The 24,336-nt window shown below is 53.9% G+C and carries 22 protein-coding genes; 9 read left to right on the top strand and 13 right to left on the bottom strand.

All coding sequences use genetic code 11. The annotated features are described in order from the left end of the window. Together ACFE8Q_RS17160 and ACFE8Q_RS17155 are read right to left on the bottom strand one after the other, a co-directional pair. Positions 1-230, bottom strand: a 230-nt coding sequence (locus ACFE8Q_RS17160) for a hypothetical protein (protein WP_375446648.1), incomplete at its 3' end; no start/stop codon positions are given. A gap of 154 nt (positions 231-384) precedes the next feature. Beyond that, on the bottom strand, positions 385-1,755 hold the full coding sequence (locus ACFE8Q_RS17155; RefSeq protein WP_375446647.1) for a cytochrome P450: 1,371 nt from the start codon (positions 1,753-1,755) through the stop codon (positions 385-387). Positions 1,756-1,885: 130 nt separating this feature from the next. Here ACFE8Q_RS17155 and ACFE8Q_RS17150 point away from each other — a divergent pair, with 130 nt between their 5' ends. Then, positions 1,886-2,731: a ThuA domain-containing protein gene (locus tag ACFE8Q_RS17150; protein ID WP_375446646.1), complete on the top strand. Its 846-nt coding sequence runs from the start codon at positions 1,886-1,888 to the stop codon at positions 2,729-2,731. Positions 2,732-2,744: 13 nt separating this feature from the next. On the opposite strand, the gene ACFE8Q_RS17145 is transcribed toward ACFE8Q_RS17150, so the two are convergent. Beyond that, the gene (locus tag ACFE8Q_RS17145; protein WP_375446645.1) at positions 2,745-3,554 is read right to left on the bottom strand and encodes a hypothetical protein; all 810 of its coding nucleotides are present in this window, start codon (positions 3,552-3,554) and stop codon (positions 2,745-2,747) included. A gap of 345 nt (positions 3,555-3,899) precedes the next feature. On the opposite strand from ACFE8Q_RS17145, the gene ACFE8Q_RS17140 reads away from it, so the two are divergent. The 6 genes from ACFE8Q_RS17140 to ACFE8Q_RS17115 all read left to right on the top strand — a co-directional run bounded on the left by ACFE8Q_RS17140 (position 3,900) and on the right by ACFE8Q_RS17115 (position 13,932). Beyond that, positions 3,900-5,036 carry an efflux RND transporter periplasmic adaptor subunit gene (locus ACFE8Q_RS17140; RefSeq protein ID WP_375446644.1) on the top strand — a complete coding sequence of 379 codons (1,137 nt, stop codon included), beginning with the start codon at positions 3,900-3,902 and terminating at the stop codon, positions 5,034-5,036. Between the two features lie 159 nt (positions 5,037-5,195). Further along, positions 5,196-8,399, top strand: a complete 3,204-nt coding sequence (locus ACFE8Q_RS17135; protein WP_375446643.1) for an efflux RND transporter permease subunit — start codon at positions 5,196-5,198, stop codon at positions 8,397-8,399. After that, entirely contained in the window at positions 8,371-9,843 is a 1,473-nt protein-coding gene (locus ACFE8Q_RS17130) for a TolC family protein (RefSeq protein WP_375446642.1), read from the top strand. Before ACFE8Q_RS17135 ends, ACFE8Q_RS17130 begins: the two co-directional genes overlap by 29 nt. Before the next feature lie 84 nt (positions 9,844-9,927). Further along, positions 9,928-10,608, top strand: coding sequence for a response regulator transcription factor (locus ACFE8Q_RS17125; protein WP_375446641.1), 681 nt, complete (start codon positions 9,928-9,930; stop codon positions 10,606-10,608). Positions 10,609-10,644: 36 nt separating this feature from the next. Continuing rightward, positions 10,645-12,009 carry a sensor histidine kinase gene (locus tag ACFE8Q_RS17120; RefSeq protein ID WP_375446640.1) on the top strand — a complete coding sequence of 455 codons (1,365 nt, stop codon included), beginning with the start codon at positions 10,645-10,647 and terminating at the stop codon, positions 12,007-12,009. Positions 12,010-12,225: 216 nt separating this feature from the next. Further along, on the top strand, positions 12,226-13,932 hold the full coding sequence (locus ACFE8Q_RS17115) for a tetratricopeptide repeat protein (RefSeq protein WP_375446639.1): 1,707 nt from the start codon (positions 12,226-12,228) through the stop codon (positions 13,930-13,932). A 42-nt stretch (positions 13,933-13,974) separates the two neighbouring features. Here ACFE8Q_RS17115 and ACFE8Q_RS17110 read toward each other — a convergent pair whose 3' ends face one another. Beyond that, positions 13,975-14,490, bottom strand: coding sequence for a DUF2231 domain-containing protein (locus ACFE8Q_RS17110; RefSeq protein WP_375446638.1), 516 nt, complete (start codon positions 14,488-14,490; stop codon positions 13,975-13,977). A 158-nt stretch (positions 14,491-14,648) separates the two neighbouring features. Here ACFE8Q_RS17110 and ACFE8Q_RS17105 point away from each other — a divergent pair, with 158 nt between their 5' ends. Next, complete coding sequence (locus ACFE8Q_RS17105; RefSeq protein WP_375446637.1) at positions 14,649-15,158, top strand: hypothetical protein; 510 nt, start codon at positions 14,649-14,651, stop codon at positions 15,156-15,158. A 13-nt stretch (positions 15,159-15,171) separates the two neighbouring features. Here ACFE8Q_RS17105 and ACFE8Q_RS17100 read toward each other — a convergent pair whose 3' ends face one another. The 5 genes from ACFE8Q_RS17100 to ACFE8Q_RS17080 all read right to left on the bottom strand — a co-directional run bounded on the left by ACFE8Q_RS17100 (position 15,172) and on the right by ACFE8Q_RS17080 (position 20,099). Then, the gene (locus ACFE8Q_RS17100) at positions 15,172-15,768 is read right to left on the bottom strand and encodes a hypothetical protein (protein WP_375446636.1); all 597 of its coding nucleotides are present in this window, start codon (positions 15,766-15,768) and stop codon (positions 15,172-15,174) included. A 212-nt stretch (positions 15,769-15,980) separates the two neighbouring features. Beyond that, positions 15,981-16,454, bottom strand: coding sequence for an adenylyltransferase/cytidyltransferase family protein (locus ACFE8Q_RS17095; RefSeq protein WP_375446635.1), 474 nt, complete (start codon positions 16,452-16,454; stop codon positions 15,981-15,983). Beyond that, positions 16,451-17,128, bottom strand: a complete 678-nt coding sequence (pnuC, locus tag ACFE8Q_RS17090) for a nicotinamide riboside transporter PnuC (RefSeq protein WP_375446634.1) — start codon at positions 17,126-17,128, stop codon at positions 16,451-16,453. The genes ACFE8Q_RS17095 and pnuC overlap by 4 nt, the downstream gene beginning before the upstream one ends. A gap of 114 nt (positions 17,129-17,242) precedes the next feature. Continuing rightward, positions 17,243-18,901 carry a DEAD/DEAH box helicase gene (locus ACFE8Q_RS17085; RefSeq protein WP_375446923.1) on the bottom strand — a complete coding sequence of 553 codons (1,659 nt, stop codon included), beginning with the start codon at positions 18,899-18,901 and terminating at the stop codon, positions 17,243-17,245. A 169-nt stretch (positions 18,902-19,070) separates the two neighbouring features. Continuing rightward, positions 19,071-20,099 carry a S1C family serine protease gene (locus ACFE8Q_RS17080; protein ID WP_375446633.1) on the bottom strand — a complete coding sequence of 343 codons (1,029 nt, stop codon included), beginning with the start codon at positions 20,097-20,099 and terminating at the stop codon, positions 19,071-19,073. Between the two features lie 345 nt (positions 20,100-20,444). On the opposite strand from ACFE8Q_RS17080, the gene ACFE8Q_RS17075 reads away from it, so the two are divergent. Further along, complete coding sequence (locus ACFE8Q_RS17075; protein ID WP_375446632.1) at positions 20,445-20,852, top strand: DUF4332 domain-containing protein; 408 nt, start codon at positions 20,445-20,447, stop codon at positions 20,850-20,852. 158 nt (positions 20,853-21,010) lie between these two features. Here ACFE8Q_RS17075 and cdaA read toward each other — a convergent pair whose 3' ends face one another. The 4 genes from cdaA to ACFE8Q_RS17055 form a co-directional block, all read right to left on the bottom strand. Continuing rightward, entirely contained in the window at positions 21,011-21,814 is an 804-nt protein-coding gene (gene cdaA / locus ACFE8Q_RS17070; protein WP_375446631.1) for a diadenylate cyclase CdaA, read from the bottom strand. An 87-nt stretch (positions 21,815-21,901) separates the two neighbouring features. Then, complete coding sequence (locus ACFE8Q_RS17065) at positions 21,902-22,882, bottom strand: ribonuclease Z (protein ID WP_375446630.1); 981 nt, start codon at positions 22,880-22,882, stop codon at positions 21,902-21,904. Next, positions 22,842-23,261 (bottom strand): anti-anti-sigma factor, encoded by a 420-nt coding sequence (locus ACFE8Q_RS17060; RefSeq protein WP_375446629.1) that lies wholly within the window; start codon positions 23,259-23,261, stop codon positions 22,842-22,844. Before ACFE8Q_RS17060 ends, ACFE8Q_RS17065 begins: the two co-directional genes overlap by 41 nt. Before the next feature lie 18 nt (positions 23,262-23,279). Next, positions 23,280-24,248, bottom strand: coding sequence for a phosphoribosylaminoimidazolesuccinocarboxamide synthase (locus tag ACFE8Q_RS17055; RefSeq protein ID WP_375446628.1), 969 nt, complete (start codon positions 24,246-24,248; stop codon positions 23,280-23,282). Positions 24,249-24,336: the final 88 nt, after the last annotated feature.

Here is a 24,336-nt window from a genome sequence, read left to right as displayed (position 1 = left end):
TACACATACAATCCCCCCCCGTTGAACTGCACCTCCACGCCGGGGGCAATGGTCAGGGTGACGTTCGACGAAACGGTTATTCCCCCGTTAATCTGGTAAGGGCTTCCCGCTTTTGTCCAGGTGGTGTTTGTGGTAATTGAATTACGAACAACCGTTTGTCCGTATAAAATGCCTGTTTGCAAATGAACCAGCGACCAGACCGCCAGTAAAAAGAGTAAAAGGTGTCTCATAACTAATGTCAACAGAATGTGGATGGAAAATTGACGATGCGTTTACATCCACACAAGTTATGAGAATCGGCTCACTATGAAACTTTTAGTTGAAGAATTAAAGAATTATTAAAATGTGAATTTATTGATCGTAAGTAGTCGTTCTGTTTTGACGTTAGCGCAAGGTCAGTTTAACCTGAATTGGGCGGTTAGGACGGAGGGTGATCAGCGGTTTGGGACGGATCGAGGCGGCGTTGACAAGCTCAAAGTCGAAGGCTCGGATGAAGAAGGTGAGCAGGATCTGCATTTCCATCAGCGCAAACTGATTGCCGATACAGAGGCGTGGCCCACCGCCAAACGGCAGATAAGCGTAGGCCGGGCGATCTTTGTCGCGCCCCTCAGCAAACCGGTCGGGGTCGAACAGATCGGGGTTTGGCCAGTTGGTTGGATCGTGGTGAAGCAGGTAGGGACTCACGATGACGGTGTCGCCTTTGGGAATCCGATAGGGGCCGATGTGGTCGTCGTTGAGCGCCATACGGCTCATGGCCCAGGCGGGCGGGTAGAGTCGTAAGGCTTCCTGCACCACCTGTAGTGAGTAGGGCATGGCGCGAAAAGCAGCAACGGGTGGCAGCCCGTCGATCACCGCCTGGCCCGACTGGTCGGCATGGCCAAGCGCGGCGTCGGCTTCAGCGCGGAGTTTCGCCACTACGTCGGGGTGTTGGGCGAGCAGGTACGTTAGCCAGGCCATCGATACGGCCGTGGTTTCGTGACCCGCCGTAAAGAGGGTCACGCACTCGTCGCGCAGTTGCAGCTCCGACATCCCCTCGTTAGTATCTTCGTCTCTGGCATACAACAGCATGTCGAGCAGGTCGTCGCGGCGGTCGCCGGTTTGTTTGCGGGTGTGAATGAATTCGTAGATGAGCGAATCGACATGCGCTCTGGCCCGGTCGTAGCGGATGTTACTGGGCGTCGGCCAGGTACGTGGTAGCTTGATTGGCGACAGTAATGTTTTGTTAGCCAGTATATTAAGCGTCTCCAGTGAATGCGATAGCCCGTCGAGCCGCCCGTCGACGCTGGTGCTGAAGAGGGTTTTACAAACAATGTGCATGGTCACGTCCATGTACGATTGCGAGATGTTGACAGGCTGCGACAGGTTAAGCCGCCGAAGCTGATCTACCCAGTTGACCGATTCCTGCACCATTGTTTCGGCCAGTAGCGTGATTTTCTGCCGGTGAAAAGCGGGTTGCGCCAGCCGCCGTTGTTTGCGCCAGAAGTCGCCATCGCTGGTGAGCAAGCCTTCGCCCAGAAACCGTTTCAGCACCATAAACGCCGGGGAACGTACATAATTCCGGTTGTTTTCCTGCAATACATGCTTCGCGTCTTCGGGGTGGAAGACGATGTATTGATGCCTCCCGCCCAGACTGATGCGCACCACCCGATCATATTTTTGACGTAACCGGATGAACATGCCCAGCGGGTCGCGGGCCATTGACAGCGCATTACCGATCAGGGGCAGGCCGGGATAAACAGGGACGAGAGTTTCCATAAGTCAGCGATCAGTTACCCGTGTTCACAGTAGAGTGGGCGGTTCCTCATCTTAACGGTAAAGCTATTCAGGAGTTGTCAGGGTGATACTCGTCCAATCCGAAAGGCGTTCATTTTATTATGCGGGATGCATGAATAGGGCCATTAAGCAAGGTATATGTCTATTTTTCGGTTGCCTGGGTACGTTGCTGGCAATCGCTCAATCGCTTCCCAAAAAGCCCGATTTCAATGTTGTCGCGTTTTATACGGCTAAAAATGATCAGGCGCACATCAGTTTCGTGCACGAAGCCAACCGATGGTTGTCGAAGTTGGGAAAAACGTATGGTTTTCGGTACGATTCAACGGCCGACTGGAGCAACCTCAACAGTCAGTTTCTGTCGGCCTATCAGGTCGTTCTGTTTCTGGATACCCGCCCCGAAGAGGCGGCGCAACGGGCTGCGTTTGAAACGTATATGAAGCAGGGCGGTGGCTGGATGGGTTTCCACTTTGCCGCTTTCGCGCTGACGCCGTCGACGTACCCACAGAATTGGGACTGGTACCATAACCAGTTTCTGGGCTCCGGCTCGTATGGCAGCAATACTTGGCGGCCAACGTCTGCCGTGCTTCGGGTCGAGTCACCGAATCATCCGGCTGTTCGGGGATTGGCCAACACCTTCACGTCGGCCCCGAACGAGTGGTACCGCTGGTCGAACGACTTACGGACAAACCCGGATATTGACATATTGATGGCCATCGACTCGACCAGCTTTCCGCTTGGCACGGGCCCCAAACCACACGAGATCTGGCATAGTGGCTACTATCCGGTGGTCTGGACAAACCGAAAATACCGCATGGTCTACATGAACATGGGCCATAACGACATCGACTACGAGCACAAAACCAACCAGCAGCTTTCGTCTACGTTCGGGCGTCCTGAGCAGGATAAGCTCATCATCAACAGCTTGCTATGGCTCGGTCGGGCCAGACGAAAACCGTAGGTAAGTTGCCCGTTTATTTTTTCTTCTTCTTACGGTTTTTCCGCCATTGACCTACGTCATAGGTTAAATTCTCCAGGAAGAACGACGGGCCAACGGAGAAGTAAAGGCCCGAATAATTGACCTGGCTCTCAGGTACGTCCCGTTTCAGAATAAACCGGTATCCCGTCAGCAGGTTCAGGCCAAACCAGCGCAGGGGGCGGAGCCCGCGAATGGTCGGGAATTGGTAGGAGGCGGACAACCCAACACCGGCGGGTATGAAAATACCCCTTGCTACTTCGCGCTCAGTCGATTGATCGCTGGCTACCTCATAGCGCGAATGGCCGTAACCCAACTCAAGAGGCAGGCTGATCTCAATCGCTTTTTTTCGGTAGAGGTACGGTTCAAAATAGGCCGTTACAATGCGCAGATGACGTTCAACGGCTTCTGACGTACCGGGCAGCAGTCCCGGCCGGTCGAGCGTTTGATTCACAAAGTAAAAGCCGACGCCTGTTTTGAAGGCGGCCCGCATGCCGCCGGGCTCCACGTTTTCGGGATGCTTTACCGGAAACAGAAAACCCGCCCGAACGCCATAGACGCTGACCGGAACACGCTTCCCGTTATCATTACGGGTATCGTTGAAAAAGAAGAAACGCTGGTCGGTTGAGGCCGTGAAGGTAAGCGACCTGGGGTTAGCGACTTTGGCCTTGACTGAATCGGGTGAGGCTTCCTTGTCCGCCGCTAATTTGGTGGGTTCGTTGACATTGATCCTGGCCTGGGCAACGGCAGTGGGGTTGTTACTTACCCATAGCCCGATAAGTAGCAGTAAGCACCATAGAAATTTCATAGTTTATAGGAACGTTGGTGAGTCTATAACCGGAAAATTGCTCAATAGTTAAGTTGGCCTATTACCCGCATGTAGGCGTTGGTCTACCTGCCGGAATGGACTTGAAACCAATTGTAGCGATGGAGCCGCAACGAACTTAGGGTTCATCAGCTATGTAATTGACTTATTCTTATACCGATTGCCGCAATTGCCTTATTTCTAAGAAAATTCTAAGAGTTTTCTAAGCCAGAGCTAACGTATGAAAATTTACTTTGCCCCCAGACACAGCACGTAGTCAGGGCATCTTCGGGCAATGGCTGGTCTGTGCTACCGAATGCGTCACCAACAGTTAGACCAACTCAACCCATGAACGGCTATACGGGTATTGCCACTTCGTTTCTATTTGCGTTACTGGTTGGCTGTACGGCCAAAAGCGAAACGAAAGAAGAACCCAAAAACCAGGAGTTCCCGATTATTCAACTCACTAACCAGAACACTACCCTTGATCGCGATTATGCGGGCAACCTGGAAGCCGTGCAAAACGTGGAGATTCGCGCCCGAATAGCGGGCTACCTCGATAAGATCCTGGTCGATGAAGGGCAGGCAGTTCGGAAAGGACAACTGCTTTTCCAACTCAATGCGGCCGAATACCAGGTTGCAGTGGCCAAAGCACAGGCCAGTCTGGAAAGCGCCATTGCCCAGTCGAAATCGGTGGAGGTAGAGATGGAACGCGTCAAACTGCTGGTCGACAAAAACATCATCTCGCCGACAGAGTCAAAGCTAGCCAAAGCGAAAATGGAGTCGGCCAAAGCAGCCATCAACGAGGCCAGGGCTGCACTCGACAACGCCCGTCTGCGGGTGTCGCTGGCGAGCATCCGGGCACCCTTCGACGGGGTAATCAACCGGATTCCATTCAAAGGCGGGAGTCTCATCGAGGAGGGCGCATTGCTCACCACCGTCTCGGACCTGCGGGAGATGTATGCCTATTTCAATGTCTCGGAAAAGGAGTACCTCACGTCGATCAAAAAGCGGCTCGATCCCACCAAGACAACCGTCCGGGAAGTGGAACTGGTGCTGGCCGATGATACACACTACGGGCATAAAGGCCTGATCGAGACCACGGAGACCATTTTCGAAGGTAACTCGGGCACCATCGCCTTCCGCGCCCGCTTCCCGAATCCCAAGCACCTGCTCCGCCACGGAGCTACCGGCAAAGTTCGCCTGACGACCGATGTCGATGATGCGTTGCTGGTGCCGCAGAAAGCGGTGTTCGAGGTTCAGGACAAAAACTTCGTGTATGTGGTCGATAACCGGAATCGGGTCAGAACCAGGAGCTTCATTCCCCGCAGCCGGGTCGACCAGTTCTACATCGTTCAGTCGGGTCTTCGGGCGGGCGACCGGATCATCTACGAAGGTATTCAGAACGTGAAAGAGGGCATGACCATCGTGCCCAGGCCGCTGCCCTCCGACAGCCTCAAGGCGCTCTACGCGGCGGCTCTATAAAGCGCTTTGCTGTCATTGGGCTTCGCTGTCATTAGTTGTCATTACGTAGGCATTCGTAGTTTTCAACTGATGACAATCGATGACTATTTAATGACAACTAATGACAACTAATGACAGCGAAGCATAATGACCACTTAATGGCAGTTTACTCCATTCGTTATGTTCAACACGTTCATTAAACGTCCTCTACTGTCAACCGTTATCTCGGTGCTGATCGTGCTGTTGGGTGTGCTGGCGCTCAGCACATTACCCGTTACGCAGTTTCCTGATATTGTGCCGCCCTCGGTGACGGTAACGGCCAGATACACCGGTGCCAATGCCGAAGTATGTACCAAAGCTGTGGCTACGCCGCTCGAACGGGCCATCAACGGGGTGCCCGATATGACCTACATGACCTCGATCTCCGGCAACGACGGATCGACGCTCATTCAGGTATTTTTCAAGGTAGGAACCGACCCCGATCTGGCTGCGGTGAACGTGCAGAACCGGGTGACAACGGTGCTCGACGAGCTTCCCGAAGAGGTGATCAAAGCCGGTGTGGTTACCGAGAAGGAGGTGAACAGCATGCTGCTTTACCTCAACATCGTAAGCGAGGACCCTACAGTTGACGAAAAATTCATTTACAACTTCGCCGATATTAATGTGCTGGCCGAGTTGAAGCGGATCGACGGGGTTGGTTTTGCCGCCATTATGGGTAGCCGCGATTATTCGATGCGGGTGTGGCTCAAACCCGATCGCATGACGGTCTACGAAGTGTCGCCGGATGATGTTATCGGTGCTATTCGGAAGCAGAACGTAGAGGCTGCGCCTGGAAAAGCGGGTGAAAGTGCCGACCGCGACCCGCAGGTATTGCAGTATGTGCTTCGGTACACGGGTAAATTTTACGAGCCGGTGCAGTACGAAAACATCGTGATCCGCTCCAATGCGGACGGATCGCTGCTACGCCTGAAAGACGTAGCCGACATTGAGTTCGGGTCGGCCGATTATGGCGTGTTGTCGAAAACGGATGGTCGGCCGTCGGCGGCGATCATGCTGAAACAACGGCCCGGTTCCAACGCCCGCGAGGTGATTGCCAACATCAAAACGCGGATGGCTGAGCTGAAGGAAAGTTCGTTTCCAACGGGCATGACCTACAACTACGCCTATGACGTTTCCCGCTTTCTCGACGCGTCGATTCATGAGGTGGTGCGCACACTGATCGAGGCGTTTGTACTGGTGTTCCTGATCGTATTTCTGTTCCTGCAAGACTGGCGGTCAACGCTGATCTGTGCGCTGGCGGTGCCGGTAGCGCTGGTAGGTACGTTCGCGTTCATGAATGCCATCGGCTTCTCGATCAACCTGTTAACACTGTTTGCGCTCGTGCTGGCTATCGGGATTGTGGTCGATAATGCCATTGTGGTGGTTGAGGCGGTTCACGCCAAAATGACGGAAGAACACCTGTCGCCGATGGCGGCCACACTGGGGGCAATGAAAGATATTGCCGGTGCCATTGTCGCCATCACGCTGGTGATGTCGGCGGTGTTTGTGCCAGTGGCGTTTATGTCGGGGCCGGTGGGGATTTTCTACCGGCAATTCTCGCTGACGCTGGCTATTTCGATTGTCATTTCGGGTATCAACGCCCTGACGCTCACACCCGCATTATGCGCGTTGCTGCTGCGCCCGATGCATGGCGAGCAAACGGGGTTACTCGGCCGGTTCTTCGCCGGGTTTAACCGGGTATATGAGTCGCTGGCTGGGAAATTTCAAGGGCTGCTCGGCCGGGTTGTAAACCGGAGCGTAGTGACCTGGGGAATGCTCCTGCTGTTTGTGCTGGGTACGTGGGGCGTGAGCACCATATTACCCGGCGGATTTATTCCCACCGAAGACCAGGGTATGATCTACGTGAACGTGACGACGCCCGCCGGGGCAACCGTTGACCGCACGGAGAAAGTGCTGGACGCGATCGAAGCGATTGCTTCGGAAGAGAAGGCGGTCGAAAACATATCGACGCTGGCGGGTTTCAGCCTGTTAACAGACGGAGCGGGTGCGTCGTACGGTATGGGCATGATCAATCTGAAGCACTGGGACGAACGAACCGTATCGACGGCCGACCTGATTGCTACGCTGGAAGAGAAAACGAAAAACGTACACGACGCCAGCATTCAGTTTTTCCCGCCGCCTACCGTACCTGGTTTTGGTAACTCCAGTGGGTTTGAGTTACGGCTGCTTGATCGGGGAAAAAGCGGCGATCTGCTGAAAACCGCGAAGGTAGCCCAAGACTTTATCGAGGCCCTGAAAAAGCGCCCCGAAATCAGCAACGCCTTCACCAGTTTCGATCCCAGCTTCCCCCAATACATGTTGCACGTCGATCAGGACAAGGCGGCGCAGAAAGGCGTGTCGGTCGACAACGCGATGGGTACGTTGCAAACGTTGATGGGGAGTTTCTACGCCTCGAATTTCATCCGGTTCGGGCAGATGTATAAAGTGATGGTGCAGGCGGCGCCCAGCTACCGGGCTAAACCGGAAGACGTGCTGAACATGCGGGTAAAAAACGACCAGGGCGAGATGGTGCCGTATGCCAACTTTGTCAGACTGGAGCGCGTGTATGGCCCCGAACAGTTAACGCGCTACAACATGTATACCTCAGCGATGATCAACGGTGATGCGGCACCGGGCTACAGCAGCGGCGACGCCATCCGGGCCATTCAGGAGGTAGCCGTTGAAAAGCTACCAAAGGGGTTTGGCTACGAATGGTCGGGTATGACGCGGGAAGAAATTCTGTCGGGCGATCAGGCGATGTACATTTTCGCCATCTGTCTGGTGTTTGTGTACCTGTTGCTGGTGGCGCAGTACGAAAGTCTGTTCCTGCCGCTGCCGGTGCTGCTTTCGCTACCTGCTGGTATTTTTGGTTCGTTCCTCTTTTTGCAACTGGCTGGTTTACAGAATAATATCTACGCGCAGGTGGCGCTGGTCATGCTGATTGGCCTGTTGGGTAAAAACGCCATCCTGATCGTTGAGTTTGCCAACCAGCGCCAGAAAGAAGGACTGCCCATTGTAAAAGCCGCGATGGAAGGAGCCGTTTCGCGACTCCGCCCCATTCTGATGACCTCGTTTGCCTTCATTGCGGGGCTGATTCCGCTTTGCATTGCCTCTGGCGCGGGTGCGCTGGGCAACCGGTCTATTGGTACGGCGGCGGCGGGCGGTATGTTTACCGGCACCGTTTTTGGCCTGGTGCTGGTGCCGGGTCTGTATGTAGTGTTCGCCAAACTGGCCGAACGCGTTCGGTCAAAACCAACGGAGGGCGATGAGCAGGATCACAACCTGCACGAACCCATTTCCGTGTCCACACAAAATCATGTTAACGGTGCAATTCTTCAACCATAAAACGGCGCGATGGGCCGGGCTGGCAGTACTGGCTACGGCATTGTTGAGTGGGTGTCAGGTGTACAAACCATTGTCGCCAGCCCGCTTATCCGACGTTCCTTCTTCGTTCGCAGGTACGTCCCAGGCGGCTGGTGATTCGGCCAGTATGGCCAGTCAGAACTGGCGCACGTTCTTCGCCGATCCGTACCTGACGGCCCTGATCGACACGGCGCTGGGCGGTAATCTGGATCTGCGCATCGCCACGCAACGCATTGAAATGGCCAGGGCTGCGTTCGACTACAGCCGGGGGTATCTGGCGCCAACGGTCAATGCGGTGGCGTCGGCGGGGGTAGATCGGTATGGCCGGAACACCCTGAATGGTGTGGGTAATTTCGACACGAACCTGTCGGATAATATTCGGGGTAACCTGCTCATTCCCAACCCAACGCCCGATTATTTTCTCGGCGCACGCAGCACATGGGAAGTAGATATCTGGGGCAAGCTTCGCAACCGGCGTAAGGCGGCGTATCTGCGGTTGCTGGCGTCGGAGAAAGGGCGCCATGCGGTGATTACCGGGCTGGTAGCTGAGGTGGCCCGGTATTATTACGACCTGCTGGCGCTGGATGGCGAACTGGAGATCATTCAGAAAAACATTGATTTCCAGCAGCGCGCGGTGGAACTGGTTCGGGTGCAGAAACAGGCGGGGCGGGTTACCGAGCTGGCCGTTCAGCAGTTTACGGCGCAGTTGCTGAACACGCAAAGTCGGCAGGGTCAGGTACGTCAGCAGATCGTTGAGGCCGAAAACCAACTGAACCGCCTGCTGGGCCGTTACCCGCAACCGATCAGCCGGGGTACGTCGCTGCAACAGCGTGCGATGCCCGGCCAGGTGATGGCGGGTTTACCCACGCAATTCCTGAATCGCCGCCCCGATATTCGACAGGCCGAACTGGAGTTGTCGGCTGCTCAGGTGGATGTAGAGGTTGTTCGGGCCGAATTTTTGCCGTCGCTGAACCTGTCGGCCTATGCAGGACTGAATGCATTTCGGACGGCGGTTTTGTTCAATCCGGGATCTATTGCGGCCGGTTTGCTGGGTGGATTAACGGCCCCCGTCTTTAATCGCCGTTTCCTGAAAGCCAATTATAGCCAGTCGGTGGCGCAGAGCCGGGAGGCATTTTACCGCTACCGGCAAACGGTTCAAACGGGCTTCAGTGAGGTGGTTACAAGCCTGCGCGGTGTGGAGAATTACCGATCGGTAGCCGACCTTCAGGCGCAGGAGGTGGCCGTGTTGGGGCAGGCCGTTTCTACCTCCAACGATCTGTTCGCTACTGGTTATGCGTCGTATCTGGAAGTGATCACGGCTCAACGCAGCGTGCTGGAAGCTGAGTTGTCGCTCATCAACACCAAACGTGCTCAGTACCTGGCTTTGACTGATCTCTACCGGTCGCTGGGCGGTGGCTGGGAATAGCGCTGCTCGATAGTTTGGGAGGAAGTCGCTAAAAATCAGTTAGTGCTGTATAGCTTTGGCATTGCCTGTAAACCCCTTTTCCGTATGAAACTGTTAGTGATTGAAGACGAGCCTAAAACGTTACAGGCTATTCAGCAGGGGCTGGAGGAGAGCCAGTTTGAGGTCGATATTGCCTATGATGGACTGTTGGCGAAGCGACTGGCCATGAAAAACAACTACGCCGCCATTATCACCGATCTCATTCTGCCCGGTCTGAACGGCTATGAACTCTGCCGGCAACTCCGGGCGGAAGGGCTGACCACGCCCATTCTGATGCTGACGGCGCTGGGCGAAAGCGAAGACCGGATTAAGGGCTTCGACTCCGGGGCCGATCAGTACCTGAGTAAGCCGTTCCAGTTTGCCGAATTACTGGCGCGGGTACGTTCCCTGACCAAGCGCGGCACGCAGGTGTCGATGACTGCCCAGACGCTCTGGTACGAAGGTGTTGAAATGAACCTCGACGCAAAGACCGTCACCCGCGAAGGACAGCCTATTGAACTGACGGCCCGCGAATTTGCCCTGCTCGAGTTTCTGATGCGTAATCAGGGGCGGGTGCTCTCCAAGCCAGCCATTGCCGAACATGTCTGGGATATAAACTTCGATACGGGTACCAACGTGGTGGAAGTGTATATCAATTACTTACGGAAGAAGATCGATAGGAACTTCCCTAAAAAGCTGATTCATACCCAGTTTGGTATGGGGTACGTATTTAAGGCAGAAGACTAGGCCCGCACTGGCTGAAACCATGAGCCACCAGGCTGTATGACCATTCGTAACCGCCTCACCCTGCGTTTTACCGGGCTGGTATCCAGCATCCTGCTGTTGACCTTTGTGAGCATCTACGCCTTTTGCTGGTATTTTATTTCGTCGGATTTCTACCGTCGTCTCGACCGGAAAGCGATGACAACGGGTGAACTGCTCATCCGCCATAAGATTGATGCCCAGGTAATTCAGCAACTGGGGCGGCTCCGTAAAGATCATCTGCCCAACCAGAACATTGTGGTGTATGATCAGCGGGACTCGATCGTCTTCTCGGCCATCGAAGTACCAATTATTCCGCTTAGTAAGGCGTTGCTGGCTGAGATTCGGCAAGCCAGGCAGAAGGACTTCCGGCAGGAAAGTTATTACCTGTCGGGCATCCGGTTCCGGGCTGATTCAGAACAGTATGTGGTCGTTGCCAGCGCGCAAAATGCCTATGGCGATGAGTTTCTGGGGCATCTGGTGCTGTCGCTCACGGGCCTGTTCTGCCTGATTGCGGCCATCACCGCCCTGTCGGGCTGGGCTTTTGCGGGCGATGCACTCCGGCCCATGCAGGTGATCGACCAGACGGTGAGCGACATTTTTCCGCGCAACCAGGACGAACGCCTGTTTGTCAGTCAGGAAGATGATGAGATCAGCCGTCTGTCAATAACCATCAACCAGTTGCTCGATCGGGTGGGGGATTCGTTCCGGCTGCAACGCATGTTCGTGGCCAACGTGTCGCACGAACTTAGAAACCCACTCACCCAAATTAATTCGCAACTGGAAGTGAGCCTGTTGAAGGAACGCGAACCGGAATCGTACCGACAAACGATCCGGTCGGTGCTGGAAGATGTGGGCAACCTGACGGCCCTCACCCATGAGTTACTTCAGCTTTCGCAGGTGAATCAGGACGATGCCGCTACGCTGCTCACCCATACCGTACGGCTCGATGAACTGATCTGGGACGTTCGCGATGAGGTAGCGGCTATTCAACCACGCTACCAGGTGACAGTGGAACTGGGTACGTTGCCCGATGACCCTGACCTATTGACCATACAGGGCAACCGCACGCTGTTGGGCACAGCTCTGAAAAACCTGATCGAGAACGCCTGCAAATTTTCTGAAGATGGCCGGGCACTGGTACAAACCCATTTCGATCAGCGCACGGTGCAGATACGGATCAGTAATAAAGGCGATGCGATTCCCGACGCCGACAAACCCTATATTTTTCAACCGTTTTACCGAAGTCGGCAAACGGCCGATTTAAAGGGGTATGGCGTTGGGTTGTCGCTGGTAGACCGTATTGTCCGGCTGCATGGCGGGCAGGTGTCAGGTACGTCGGAACCCGGCAACCTCACCGTCTTTACCGTTGACTTATATCGGTAAACGGCTCGGTTTGGTTGTCTTAAGCCTACTCGCGTGCTACGCTTAAACGGGTTTAATAGCCACTATGTATCGGTCTTCTGCAGAGAAGCAGGTTGCCGATCTAAGCGAATTCTAAGCAATATCTAAGTCGGTTCTTATACCCGTTGGGTAGCTTGCTCCTGCTTTCCAGACGCGTCGTAGATGCTTCCGGGAAGAGCGATAAAACCTAAACAACGTATGAGAACTCAACTGTTTTTACTGGCAGCCATAACGCTGACCAGTACGTTGCCAGCCATTGCGCAGGCCCCCGAGGCAACCACGCTGATGAGCATGGGCCGCGTAAATGAAGCGAAACAAATCCTGGCTCGTAATGCCCGGCAAAGCCAGTCGGCTGAGACTTATTTTCAGGCAGGATATGGGTACCTGCGCGCTGGCCAGCCCGATTCTGCCCGTATCTGGTTTGAAAAAGGGTTGGGACTGGATGGCAAGCGGGAGCCGCTGAACGAGATGGGTATGGCAATCAGCTATCTTGTTCAGGCCGACAACGCCAATGCTGAGCCGAAACTGGCCGGGGTGCTCAAGAAAAGCAAGCGTAAGAACGCGGCAATCCTGTACCGGATTGGCGAGGCATATACGGGCTATCTGACGCCCGCCAACGGCTCGATAAAACCCGTGTACGAGAAAGCCGTCGATGCGGCCAAAGCTATTGATTACCTCAACCAGGCCGCTGACCGGGATAAAAAAGACGGGGCCATTCAGTTGGCTCTGGGCGATGCGTATTACCTGAACAAAGACGGCGGTACGGCCGTGGCCCGCTACGAAAGTGCGCTGGAGTTGGGCATGGAACCGGCGCGGGTGTATCAGCGGATTGGCGATATCTACTGGCAGGGCCGAAACCTGAATCTGGCCGTCGAGAATTACAAAAAAGCCATTGACGCCAATGCCGGCTATGCCCCGGCATACAACCAACTGGCCGAGTTGTATTACCTGGTGAACCGGTATAAAGACGCCGCCACTTACACCGATCAGTACATTCGGGTGGCTAATGACCGCCGCCCGGAGATGCTGCTACGGTCGGCTCAGTTTCATTTTCTGGCCAAAGAATACCAGAAAGCGGTGGATGTGATTGATAGTAACCGGACCGCGCTCGCCCGGAATCCGATTGTATACCGGATCGAAGGCTGGGCGTATTCGACCTTGAAGCAACCCCAAAAAGCCATCGACAACATTGGTGCGTTCCTGACTAAAGCGCCCGGAAAGGTCATTCCCGACGATTATAAATACCTGGGTCAGGCGTATCTGAGTCTGGAAGCAGGTGCCGATTCACTCAAGGCAGCTTCTGATTCCGTGGGTGTCACGTACCTGGAAAAAGCGGCGCCCTTCGACACGACGGATAATTTGTACAGCGATATTGCGAAGTACTATTATCGCGCCAAGAAACATCAGCAGGCGGTGGCTGCGCTCGATTCGGCGGCCAAACATGGGTTCAAGTCGGATGTGCAGGACTTGTTTCGCTACGGCATGAGCAATTACACGCTTGGCTTCGGTCGCGACAGCCTGGGTAAACTGGTGCGCGATACGCTTCGCTTTGCGAAGGCCGATTCGGCGCTGGCACTTGCCCAAAGCGGATCGCCGGAGTATGCGCCAACGGTGCTTTACCGGGCCAAATCAAATTACTACGCCTACGCGCCCGAAGAAGCCGTTCGTAACGGCAAGGCAAAGCCGTATTTCGAGCAGTTTATTACGATGGTGGCCGATAAGGAGGATGAGCGTAAACGGTATGAAAAAGACCTCATTCTTGCCTTCAAATACCTGATTTCTTATCAGGAGCTAGTCGCCAACGATGGAAATGCCCGGTCGGAGTGGATCAAAAAAGGGCTGGAGTTCTTTCCGGGAAACAAGGAACTGGCCCAGATAAGCGGCGCGGAATCAGCAAAGAAATGAGCATTTTTTGCTGCGTTGGTCTATACCAACGCAGCAAAAAACTTAGTTCACCGAATGGCGAATTTGCTGCGCATCGGCGGCAGACCGGCCCGATAGTGAGCTTGGCGCGTTCAGATTGGCGTGATCGTCGACGGCTACGCCGAGCCGTTCAACCAGTTCGCTGCCCAGCCAGCCCGTAATGGCCGCGAGGAGAAAACCGGCAAACGATGACCCCAGGGCAACGAGAGACGGCAGGTAGTCGGCTTCGTCGCGGCGGAATAGCCAACTCAGGGCAAACAGGATAAGCACCACTACATTACCGACTCCATGAACCAGACCAACCCGTTTGGCGCGTGTATCGCTGGCAATGGCAAACCAGTCGATCCAGCCGGGAACGGCAGCGATCAGGCCGCCAAGCAGGCCACCTACGATTGTCCAGAAAGAAACGAGGGCAAATGCCCGGTTGTCGGTGATCAGGTACGTAATGTCGAAGAGGACTGAAGCTGAGAGCAGACCGAGCGGAAAAACGATCAGAATAGGGTGGATGGCGTGGCCCATCACCTTTGCTTTACTTTCCATAATGTTGAGTTATCTGTTGTTTACCAGCTAACTCGACACGTTGACTGTAAAGGTAGAACCTGGACAGATTAGTGAGCAAATGCGGCCTGAACTGATCGAATGGCCCCAACTGGAATGGCCACTTTCGGGTTGTTCTGATACGTAAACGTCATCACCGTATGGATGAACTGATCCAGTCGCCTGTTAGTCTGATTCACGTTGGGGCTGCCATCGTCGCTCTGGCTACAGGTACGTTCGTGATTATGAAACCCAAAGGCACGGCCCGTCATCAGCAGGTGGGTTACGTGTATGTTGTTAGCATGATGGTTGTTCTGACAACCGCCTTTGGTATATACCGGCTCTTTGGTCGGTTTGGGATTGTGCACTGGGGGGCGGTATTCAGTTGGCTAGCCCTGATTGGCGGAATCGGTACAGTGTGGTTGCGGGCTCACCTTCGCAACTGGCTCCTGTGGCATTATCTCGGTATGAGCCTTTCTGTAATGGGCCTGTATACGACATTTGTGGTCGAGGCAACCTATCGTTTGTTTCCTGCCCGTTTTTTCTGGTGGACAACACTGGGTACGTCGTTAGTTAGTTTCGCCGTAGGGAGCCTGCTTATTTACAACTATTCGTCGTTGTCGCGTCAGCCCGCTGAGGCGGCGGATCGCGGTTGGCCGGTTATGGACTGATGCTTTTAATACATCAAAAACGGTAGCCGGCGCGCAGGCCGAACATTGGCGCGAAGCCGGACGGGCCAATAATAACTGCGCCGGAATGCAGACTGACCTGCGTGTTGAGCGAGAGCGCGTAGGTATACTCAATTTTGCCATGTCCGCCAATGTCCCAGTTTTCGGTCTGGAGGCGTTGCGCGTAGATGGGGGTGCCGCTGGGAACGGGGTAGGGCTCCACTTTCAGAAACAAATCATCGTTGCTGTTCCAAAGAGATGGGCCGAGGCCTACTCGCAGGGCGTGATGCACGGAATGCAGCAGGTTATACGAAGCGGTCATGTCGATGGTAATACGGCGCCGGGTGTTCTTACCCACGCTGACAAAATCGGGGACCAGAACGGTGGTTCGCTGGCTGCTCATAAACCCGACAGACAGGCTCAGGCTACTACGATCACGAGCCATATAACGCTGGTAACCGAAGGCGAAACGGTATTTGAGGCCGTTGGCGGGGTCAACGCCAAGGTAATCGCTTCCTATCTGAACGGCATTTTTCGCAGGTACGTAAGGTGCCTGCGCGTACCCTGCCAACGCGAGTGCTAAACAGCTAAAAAGCAGGAAAATGTGTTTCATACAGCTAGCAGTTAAATGACGGATCGTCGGTTGGCGTTGGAGCGTAAATCTGTTGTTTGCCGAAGACGTATTTTCGGTATTAAAGTTAAGCGTGTATTTGACTAAAACTAAGCCAATAAGCGATTTGAACGACGAACTACTGATTTGCCTGACTTCGTTGCGCTGCTACTCCAGCGATCAAAAACAGGGTAGCAGTGACGTACTATGCACAGTTACCTTTTTTCGGCGAAGTAAGGCTGCACAATAGTTGGGATATAAGACCAGTAGTGGGCTGGGTTTTCCCGAATCAGCGTGGCCGAAACAGGAACTGCCTGCCGGTCCGGGTCAAAGGGAACGTACCTGAGTCCGCTGTGGTGAGCCAGGGGAATACCGTAGCTTTCGGAGGCGAAAAAGACGCTCACCGCCGGAAATCGTTTCCTGATGAAGACTGCCCAGTCTTTAGTGGCTTCCCAGAGCGGTAGCGTTGGGTCATGAAAGTCGTCGGCTTCCATAACCACCTCGACGGTAGGGTACGGGGCAAGTAATTCTGTCAGCCAGGCCAGGCGGTTGGCTGACGGAATTGGATCGGCGGGCGTATAACTCATCGAAACAATCAGGTGGTCGCACTGTTGCCGGGCGAAGTCGATCAAGGCAAGATGACCAGCGTGAACCGGCATGAATTTACCGAAGACCAGCCCCGTTATCATGGCTGTATCTGGTGAGCAGTTGAATAACTACGGTACTCGCGGGTCCAGAGATAAGCACCCTGAAGCGCGATCAGGCAGAAAATGCCGTACTCGATGGAAACCACTTTTACGCCCTTTATAAAATAGACGTAGGTAAGAATCAGATCGATAAGGAGCCAGACATACCAGCACTCGACCCGCTTCTGAATCATCATATACGTCGCCACAATGCTCATGACTGTGGTAAATGAATCGAGATAAGGAAAGGCACTCGGTTGACTGAATACCAGCGGAAACCAAAGATGAAGGTGCTGGGCGAACGTACCCAGCACCAACGTACCCAGCAACCCCATACCCGACCAGACGAGGATCTGGCGAAGCGGCATCTGGCTGATTTTCAATTCCAGATTCTGGTTTTCTTCGCCCGGCTTGGGGTGTGTCCATCGCCACCAGCCCTGTATGTTCGTGATCAGAAAAAAGACCTGTAGAAACATGTCCGGGTAGAGCTGAATCTGGAAAAAAAGAAAGAAAAACAGCACCACGCTGACGGCTCCAATTGGCCAACTCCAGATGTTTGCCCGTGCCGATAGCCAGACCGCAATGCCGCCGCTAACTACACCGGCAAATTCCAGATAGCTCATCGGGTAGCCCCAAACGGTGAAAAAAATAGTTTTTATATCGAAAAGAGCGGGCATGCGGGTGAAGGTTGGCAGGGGCTACCTGATTCAAAAAACAAATGCCCGAAATCTGTTGGGCCATGTCTAGAAGACTAGCTTAACAGATTCCGGGCATGTTTAGAAGTCAATTCGTTAGTCGATATCGCGCCAGGTTGAAATAGGGGCAAACGAAACGGCCACGGCAGGGTCTACTTTGGGCACTGAAACCTCCGTGACAGTTTCTGAAACAGGACCAGCACCGACTTCGCCGGTAACGCCTTCTTTCGGGCGGCTCTTCCGGCGTTTTTTGCGGCGAGGTTTAGACGCTTCGCCCGCAACCGGCTGGGTCTCTCCCGTTGAGGCTGTGATCACCTCGCCAGTCTCACCACCTTCGGAACCAACAACCACTTGTTTTTCGCCATCCGGGCGTGGCCCGCGATTGCGGCGACGGTTGTTTCGGCGATTGGGATCACGTTCGGTGCGTGGTGCTACAGAACCGTCTGCCAATTCAGCCGTTGCCGATTCGCCCTCAGCGGGTGAAGACAGAGCTACCGGCGACGTTTCCAGGCGGGGAGGGCGTTCGGTAGACGAGCGTTCGGGCCGACTTTGTCTGTTGCTGCCTTCACTACTGCGTCCGTTGCGTCCGTTCCGGTTTCCATCGCGGCCACCTCGTCCGTTGCTACGACCACGATCAAATGGGCCGGGCTCATCACGAACACCGGCTACAGGACCAGGTCCGTAACCCAGTTCTTCGGTGATTGACAGGCGGTCGAGTTTGCGCTCGATCAGCTTCTCAATGCGGCCCAGCTTGTTCATATCGGCTTCGTTCACAAACGTGATGGCCGTTCCGGTCGTTGCCGCCCGGGCAGTACGGCCAATCCGGTGAACGTAATCTTCGGCGTCGCGGGGTACGTCGTAGTTGACGACGTGCGTAATATTATCAACGTCGATGCCGCGCGACAGTACGTCGGTGGCAACGATGATCTGTAATTGTTTATTCTTGAATTCGCGAAGTACCACCTCGCGTTCTTCCTGCTCCAGGTCTGAACTGATGCCTTTGGCAACGTACCCACGTTTGGCCAGCGCCCGCACAATGGCATTCACCTCCGATTTGCGGGAGGTAAACAGCACCATGCTTTTCACGTCCATCGTGCCCATCAAATGTTCGAGCAAGGGAAGTTTCTGGTGATCTTTTGCCAAGTAGATCTGCTGGTCGATACCCGCTGCCGGTTTCGATACCGACAGCCGGATCTCTTCCGGGTTTTGCAACAGTTTGCTGGCGAGTGTCTTAATCTTGGCTGGCATGGTAGCCGAGAAAAGCAGCGTTTGCCGTTCTTTCGGCAGGGTGTCCACTATCTTCAGAATGTCGTCTGAGAAGCCCATATCGAGCATCTTATCGGCTTCATCCAGCACCAGGTAGTTCAACTTGTCGAAGTTGACGTAGCCCATCTGCATGTGGGCAATCAGGCGGCCGGGTGTGGCAATAATAATGTCGGCACCGGTTTCAAGGGCTTTCCGTTGCTTATCCCAGTCGTCGCCTTTACCGCCTCCGTAGATGGCAATACTCGTCGCCGACACGAAATAGCTGAAGCCTTCAACCTGATCATCGATTTGCTTGGCCAGCTCGCGGGTCGGTACCAACACCAGTGTGCTGGTATGATCGTGTTCGGCGTGGGCAATCTTGTCGAGAAGTGGGATGAGGAAAGCCGCCGTTTTGCCGGTGCCGGTCTGGGCACAGGCGATAAGGTCTTTTCCTGCCTGGATAAGGGGGATGGCCTGCTCCTGAATGGGCGTAGCCTGTTTGTAATTCATGGCCTCAACACCCGACCGAAGGTCGTCGTGGAGGCTAAATTCCTGGAATGTCAAGGTAACAGCTTGTAAAGTGAATGATCGGCTGACCTTGTTTTCCCGGGTCAGCAACCGCTTGATACTGAAACAAAGATAGCCAAAAACCCGTTCGGCCAACCGACCCCACTCATCCTCAATTACCGGTTAATTCGCCGGGTGTCACCATGACCCCGCGTTTACGTCCGTCGCGCAGCACAATTACCTGGGCTGAGCGGCCAATGGTACTGTCGGTCAGTAGCTTGTGCAGGTCATCGACGGTGGCTACTTCGTGTCCATTATAGCCCACAATGATGTCACCCTGCCGCAGGTTGTTGTTATCGGCCACCCCATCCGGTTCCACACTGGCGATCATTACCCCTGTCCGGGCTGTCAGCTGGTTATATTGCCTGATCCGTTCGGTCAAATTAATCAACTGGCCGGCAATGCCCAGATAGCCGCGCCGAACACGCCCTTCTGTAATAAGCTTGCCCACCACCCGATTGGCCAGATTGGACGAGACCGCGAAGCAAAGTCCCTGCGCCGGCAGGATAATGGCGGTGTTCACGCCAATGACATCGCCCTGTGAATTTACCAGCGGGCCACCTGAATTACCGGGATTAAGGGCGGCATCTGTCTGCACCACATCGTCGATGAGCCGGCCTGATTCAGAGCGCAGCGTTCGGCCAAGGGCACTGACCACACCGGCCGTAAGTGAATACTGAAAACCGTAGGGATTACCCAGTGCAATGGCAATCTGCCCCACCTGCACTTTCCCGGAGTCTGCGAACCGAATAGCCCGTAAACCATCCGTATACACCTTGAGCACAGCAATGTCGGTGGCTGGGTCACGGCCAACAAGGGTAGCTGGTAGTTCGTCACGATCAGGAAGAACGACACGGATCGTAGAGGCTCCGGCTACCACGTGGTTATTTGTAACCAGGTAGCCATCCGTGGAAATGACGAAACCCGACCCTGTACCATCTCCCTCATGCGTTCGTCCCCGTTGAGCGGGCTGACGGGCAGGCTGTGGTTGACCAGACACCTTAATCTGTACAACTGATGGACTTACTTTTTTAGCAACATTCACAACTGTACTGGAGTAAGCATCCAGTAGTACATCGTCAACTTCTGACGAACTGGCAGACCCGGTGCCTAACTCTGGGCCACTAATTACTATGTTCATTGATGTAGACTGTATTTGTTGGAATATATTCGCTCAACAAAGTCTACTCCAGCTCACAGAGTCATCAGGTTTTGCGACAGTATGGCAGACGAATACCTTGTTCTATGACGTTTACAGACTACCTGGCGAGTAAGAAAATTGATGCAGCCCGGTTTGCCGCATCAGAACCGACGACATTCGCAGAATGGGCCGAGTTATTTAGTCAAATGCATCCAGACAGTTTCACCGTTCAGAAGAAATTTCTACTCAACCCAACGCGACGTAAATACTTATTACGTTAATTTATGGTTGACAAACTGACTTCAATGTCAGTACAGTTTCACTTTTTACTTCTACGATACAACTATGAGCCTCACTCTTGGTGAATTAAAAGGCATTAACGATGCCTTAATTAATTTGTTAAAAGCCCAGGGTTTAATTGATTCCGACACCCTTTTGGAAGCAACCCGCACCCCTAGCGGACGAAAAGAACTAGCCGAAACCATCGGCGTAGACAAAGGAATTATCCTGGAATTAGCGAACCGTGCCGACTTAGCTCGGATCAAAGGCATCGGCCGGGTATACAGCGATCTAATGGAAGAAGCAGGTGTAGATACGGTAAAGGAACTCGCGCAACGGGTGCCGGCAAATCTGCACGCTAAACTGGTCGAAATCAATAGTGTTCGGCAATTAACGCAGCGTCCACCCTCTGCCGACCAGGTAGCCGGGTTCGTTGAACAGGCAAAAAGTCTGCCTGCCATGCTTGAATATTAAGTATAATTCTATAAAAAGAGAGGGGTCAGCCACAACCTAATTTCCTCTCTTTTTGTCTTACCAATCACTGGTAGTTAGCCGGTTTTTTACAAAATGGCTGGTTGGCAAACAAGTCTTAAAAGCAAAAACAGGTAGCCAGCAAGCCGTGCCATTAGAAACTACGTTAATGGCCTGTCCAAATATCTGACCAGCTTTTCTTCCAGATCATGGAGGCTCAGATTGGTGTCTAACTGCCCATCTGTGGCTAACGAAAGCCGTCCGGTTTCTTCTGAGATGGCAATGACAGCGGCATCAGTTGCTTCACTCATGCCAATGGCCGCCCGGTGCCTGAATCCCAAAGTTGCCGGTAATTCAGCATCATCGGACAGGGGCAAAATGCATCGTGCCGCCCGGATGCGTCCTTCGCCAATGAGCACTGCGCCGTCGTGTAACGGGCTATACTGATTGAAAATGGCTAAGAGTAACGGTTTCGACAGCTCTGCGTCGAGTCGTTCGCCAGTGTCGGCTACTTTCGATAAATCGTCGTTTCGTTGAATAACGAGCAAGCCACCGGCAAATTCGGCTGCGAGCATTTTGCAGGCATCCAGTACCGGCCTGAGCGGCGTTAAAGGCTCGGGCTTGTCGATCTGCCGCAATAACCACCGACGTACCCAGCGGTTGTTTCCAATGTTGGTCGATCTGCCAATGAGCAACAGAAAACGCCGGATTTCCTGCTGAAAAATGATGATCAGGGCCAGTGCACCCACGCTGATAAAGTATTCTAGGATGGTAGTCAGCAGGTTCAGCCCCAGCGCTTTAGCAACCAGGTAGAACAGGTAAACCAGCAGGTAACCGACAAATACCCGGCTGGCCACACTACCCCGCACTAAATTATAAATCTGGTACAGCAGCAGGGCAACAACCGTTATATCGAGCAGATCGAGCCAGCCGACATCAAGAAAGCCAAGGCGGAAAGCGAGCATGAAAAGGAAACTAGTATAAACGCGATTGTCGGCCAAGATACGACGATTGCCTGCTCAACAGCACAAAAACCTTCGTATTTACCGGGTTTATACCTTAAATGATTGGCCTTCTGTGGCTAGTTCGGTCAGCGGGAATTCGTCCTGTGCCTCGCTGCGAAACTCGTCGAAGGTTTTGTAGCGCGACGAGAAATGGCCGATCAATAACTGGCCAACACCTGCTTTTCGAGCGAGTTGTGCCGCCTGTCGGGCTGTACAATGATGTACCTCGGAGGCTCGCTGCCCGTTATCATCCCGGAAGGTTGCCTCGTGGTACAATAAATCTACACCCTGAATCTGCTCGATGATGCGTTCGTTATATCGGGTATCAGAGCAGTAGGCGTAGGAACGTGGCTTGGGGCCGGGCGTGGTGTAGTCGGCGGCAGCATAAAGCACATGCCCCGTTTCGTCTAGTACGTTTTGGCCTTCCTTGAGGGCTTTCAGCACGCCTACAGGTACGTTGTCAGGGAGCCTGTCGCGAAGCAGTTTGGGTTTGTGCTGCTTCTCGCGGAACAGAAAGCCCGTGCAGCCGATACCATGATCGAGCGGAATACTTTCAACGGTCAGTGCAGGCAGGTCGAGCAGCAGCGCTGGCTTGTCGGCGTCGATTGCCTGGAAATGGAGGGGAAAGAAAAACTGTCCGTTCGACATCCGAAATGTGGTCGTAATGATTTCGTCCAGACCGTGCGGGCCAAACAGGTACAGTTCCTCGGTTCGCCCACCCATGTTCAGGCTCGACAGCAAGGGCATCAGGCCAAAGTAATGGTCGCCGTGGAGGTGGCTGATGAAAATGTACTTCAGCCGACTGGGCCGGGCACGCTGCTCGATGAGCCGATATTGCGTACCCTCGCCACAGTCGATCAAAAAATGATCACCACAATAGGTTACCAACTGAGCCGTCTGATGGCGATCCAGGGCAGGCGATGCCGACCCGGACCCCAGAATGGTTACGGCAAAAGGCACTGCCGATGGCTTTTCAGCAACCGGATTGTCAACGTTCTGGCTCGAAGCTTTCGTCCAACTCTCCATCATACTCGTCGTCGGCTCCGTTACCGAAATCGTTTTCTAATTCGTTGATAAACACGGCGTCGATGGCTTCTTCAACCGTGGGCAGGATGGTGAGGTCCGCGATGTTGGTTTCGTACAGAAAATCGGTCAGGTCGTCATTTTTTGTGACGAGTACCAGTAGCCCCAATTCATTGCTGCACTGCCGGTTGATTTTCCGGATGGCCATCACCCCGGCGTCATCTACTGTCAGGATTGTGCCCAGATCAACGATGAGGCGGCTGAACCCTTCGCGAAACAGTCCTCTGGCTGTTGTTTCAAACTTAGCGGGCACCTCACCAACAAATTGCCCTTCACCGGCGCGAAGCAGGGCGTACCGCTCCGTCTTCTCGATACTAAACTCCATTTAGTCTAATGCGTTTTTTTAAGTAGTACGAACAGGTTTATTCAAGTAGGCCAGAATAGCTTCTTCAACGCGGGCGTTGGCATCACCTTCGCCCGTTGATGTGAATGTCTGACCGGTCACAGTTTCGTAGAGCTCAATATACCGGGCCGAAATCTGGTTGATCCATTCGTCGCCCATCGGCGGAATCGTCTGCCCGTCTTTTCCCTGAAAGTTATTCGCAATAAGCCATTCTCTAACGAATTCCTTTGATAATTGTTTCTGGGCTTCGCCAGACTGTAGCCGTTCGGCATACCCACCTACGTAAAAATACCGGCTCGAATCGGGCGTGTGTACTTCGTCGATGAGGTAAATGGTGTCGCCAATGCGGCCAAATTCATATTTGGTATCCACCAGAATCAGTCCCCGATCGAGCGCCATCTGACTGCCACGGGCAAACAAAGCCAGGGCATACGCTTCCAGTTGGATGTATTCAGCCTCATTGACCAGGCCGCTGGCGATAATAGCGTCACGCGAAATATCTTCGTCATGGCCTTCATGCGCTTTGGTGGTTGGCGTGATAATAGGCTGTGGCAACTTCTCGCTTTCGCGGAGGCCGTCGGGCAGGGAAACACCGCATAGTTCGCGGCCGCCGTCGCGGTAGGTCCGCCAGGCATGCCCGGCCAGGTAACCCCGCACCACCATTTCAACCGGGTAAGGCTCGCAGGCCAGGCCGACGCTTACATTGGGATCAGGTACGTCGATCAGCCAGTTGGGCACGATGTCGGCGGTTGCCGCCAGAAAATGCGCCGCTGTCTGGTTTAGTACCTGCCCTTTATACGGAATGGGTCGGGGGAGAACTACGTCAAAGGCCGAAATCCGGTCCGATGCGATCATCACCAGAAGCGGTCCACCGGGATTGTTGGCAAACGAATAGACGTCGCGTACTTTCCCCTTGTAGTAGCCGGTCTGTCCGGGGAATGAGAAATGGGTTTCCTGAATGGCAGGCATAGAAAAAGAAGTCGTTAGTCAAAGAAAGGTTGGCGTCTGGGAGGTCGTCACCAGCGCGAAGGTAGGTACAGGTACGTTCGTTGCCTAT

The sequence above is a fragment of the uncultured Fibrella sp. genome (assembly GCF_964250085.1).
Lineage (GTDB): Bacteria > Bacteroidota > Bacteroidia > Cytophagales > Spirosomataceae > Fibrella.
This window is presented reverse-complemented; position numbering and strand designations above follow the sequence as displayed.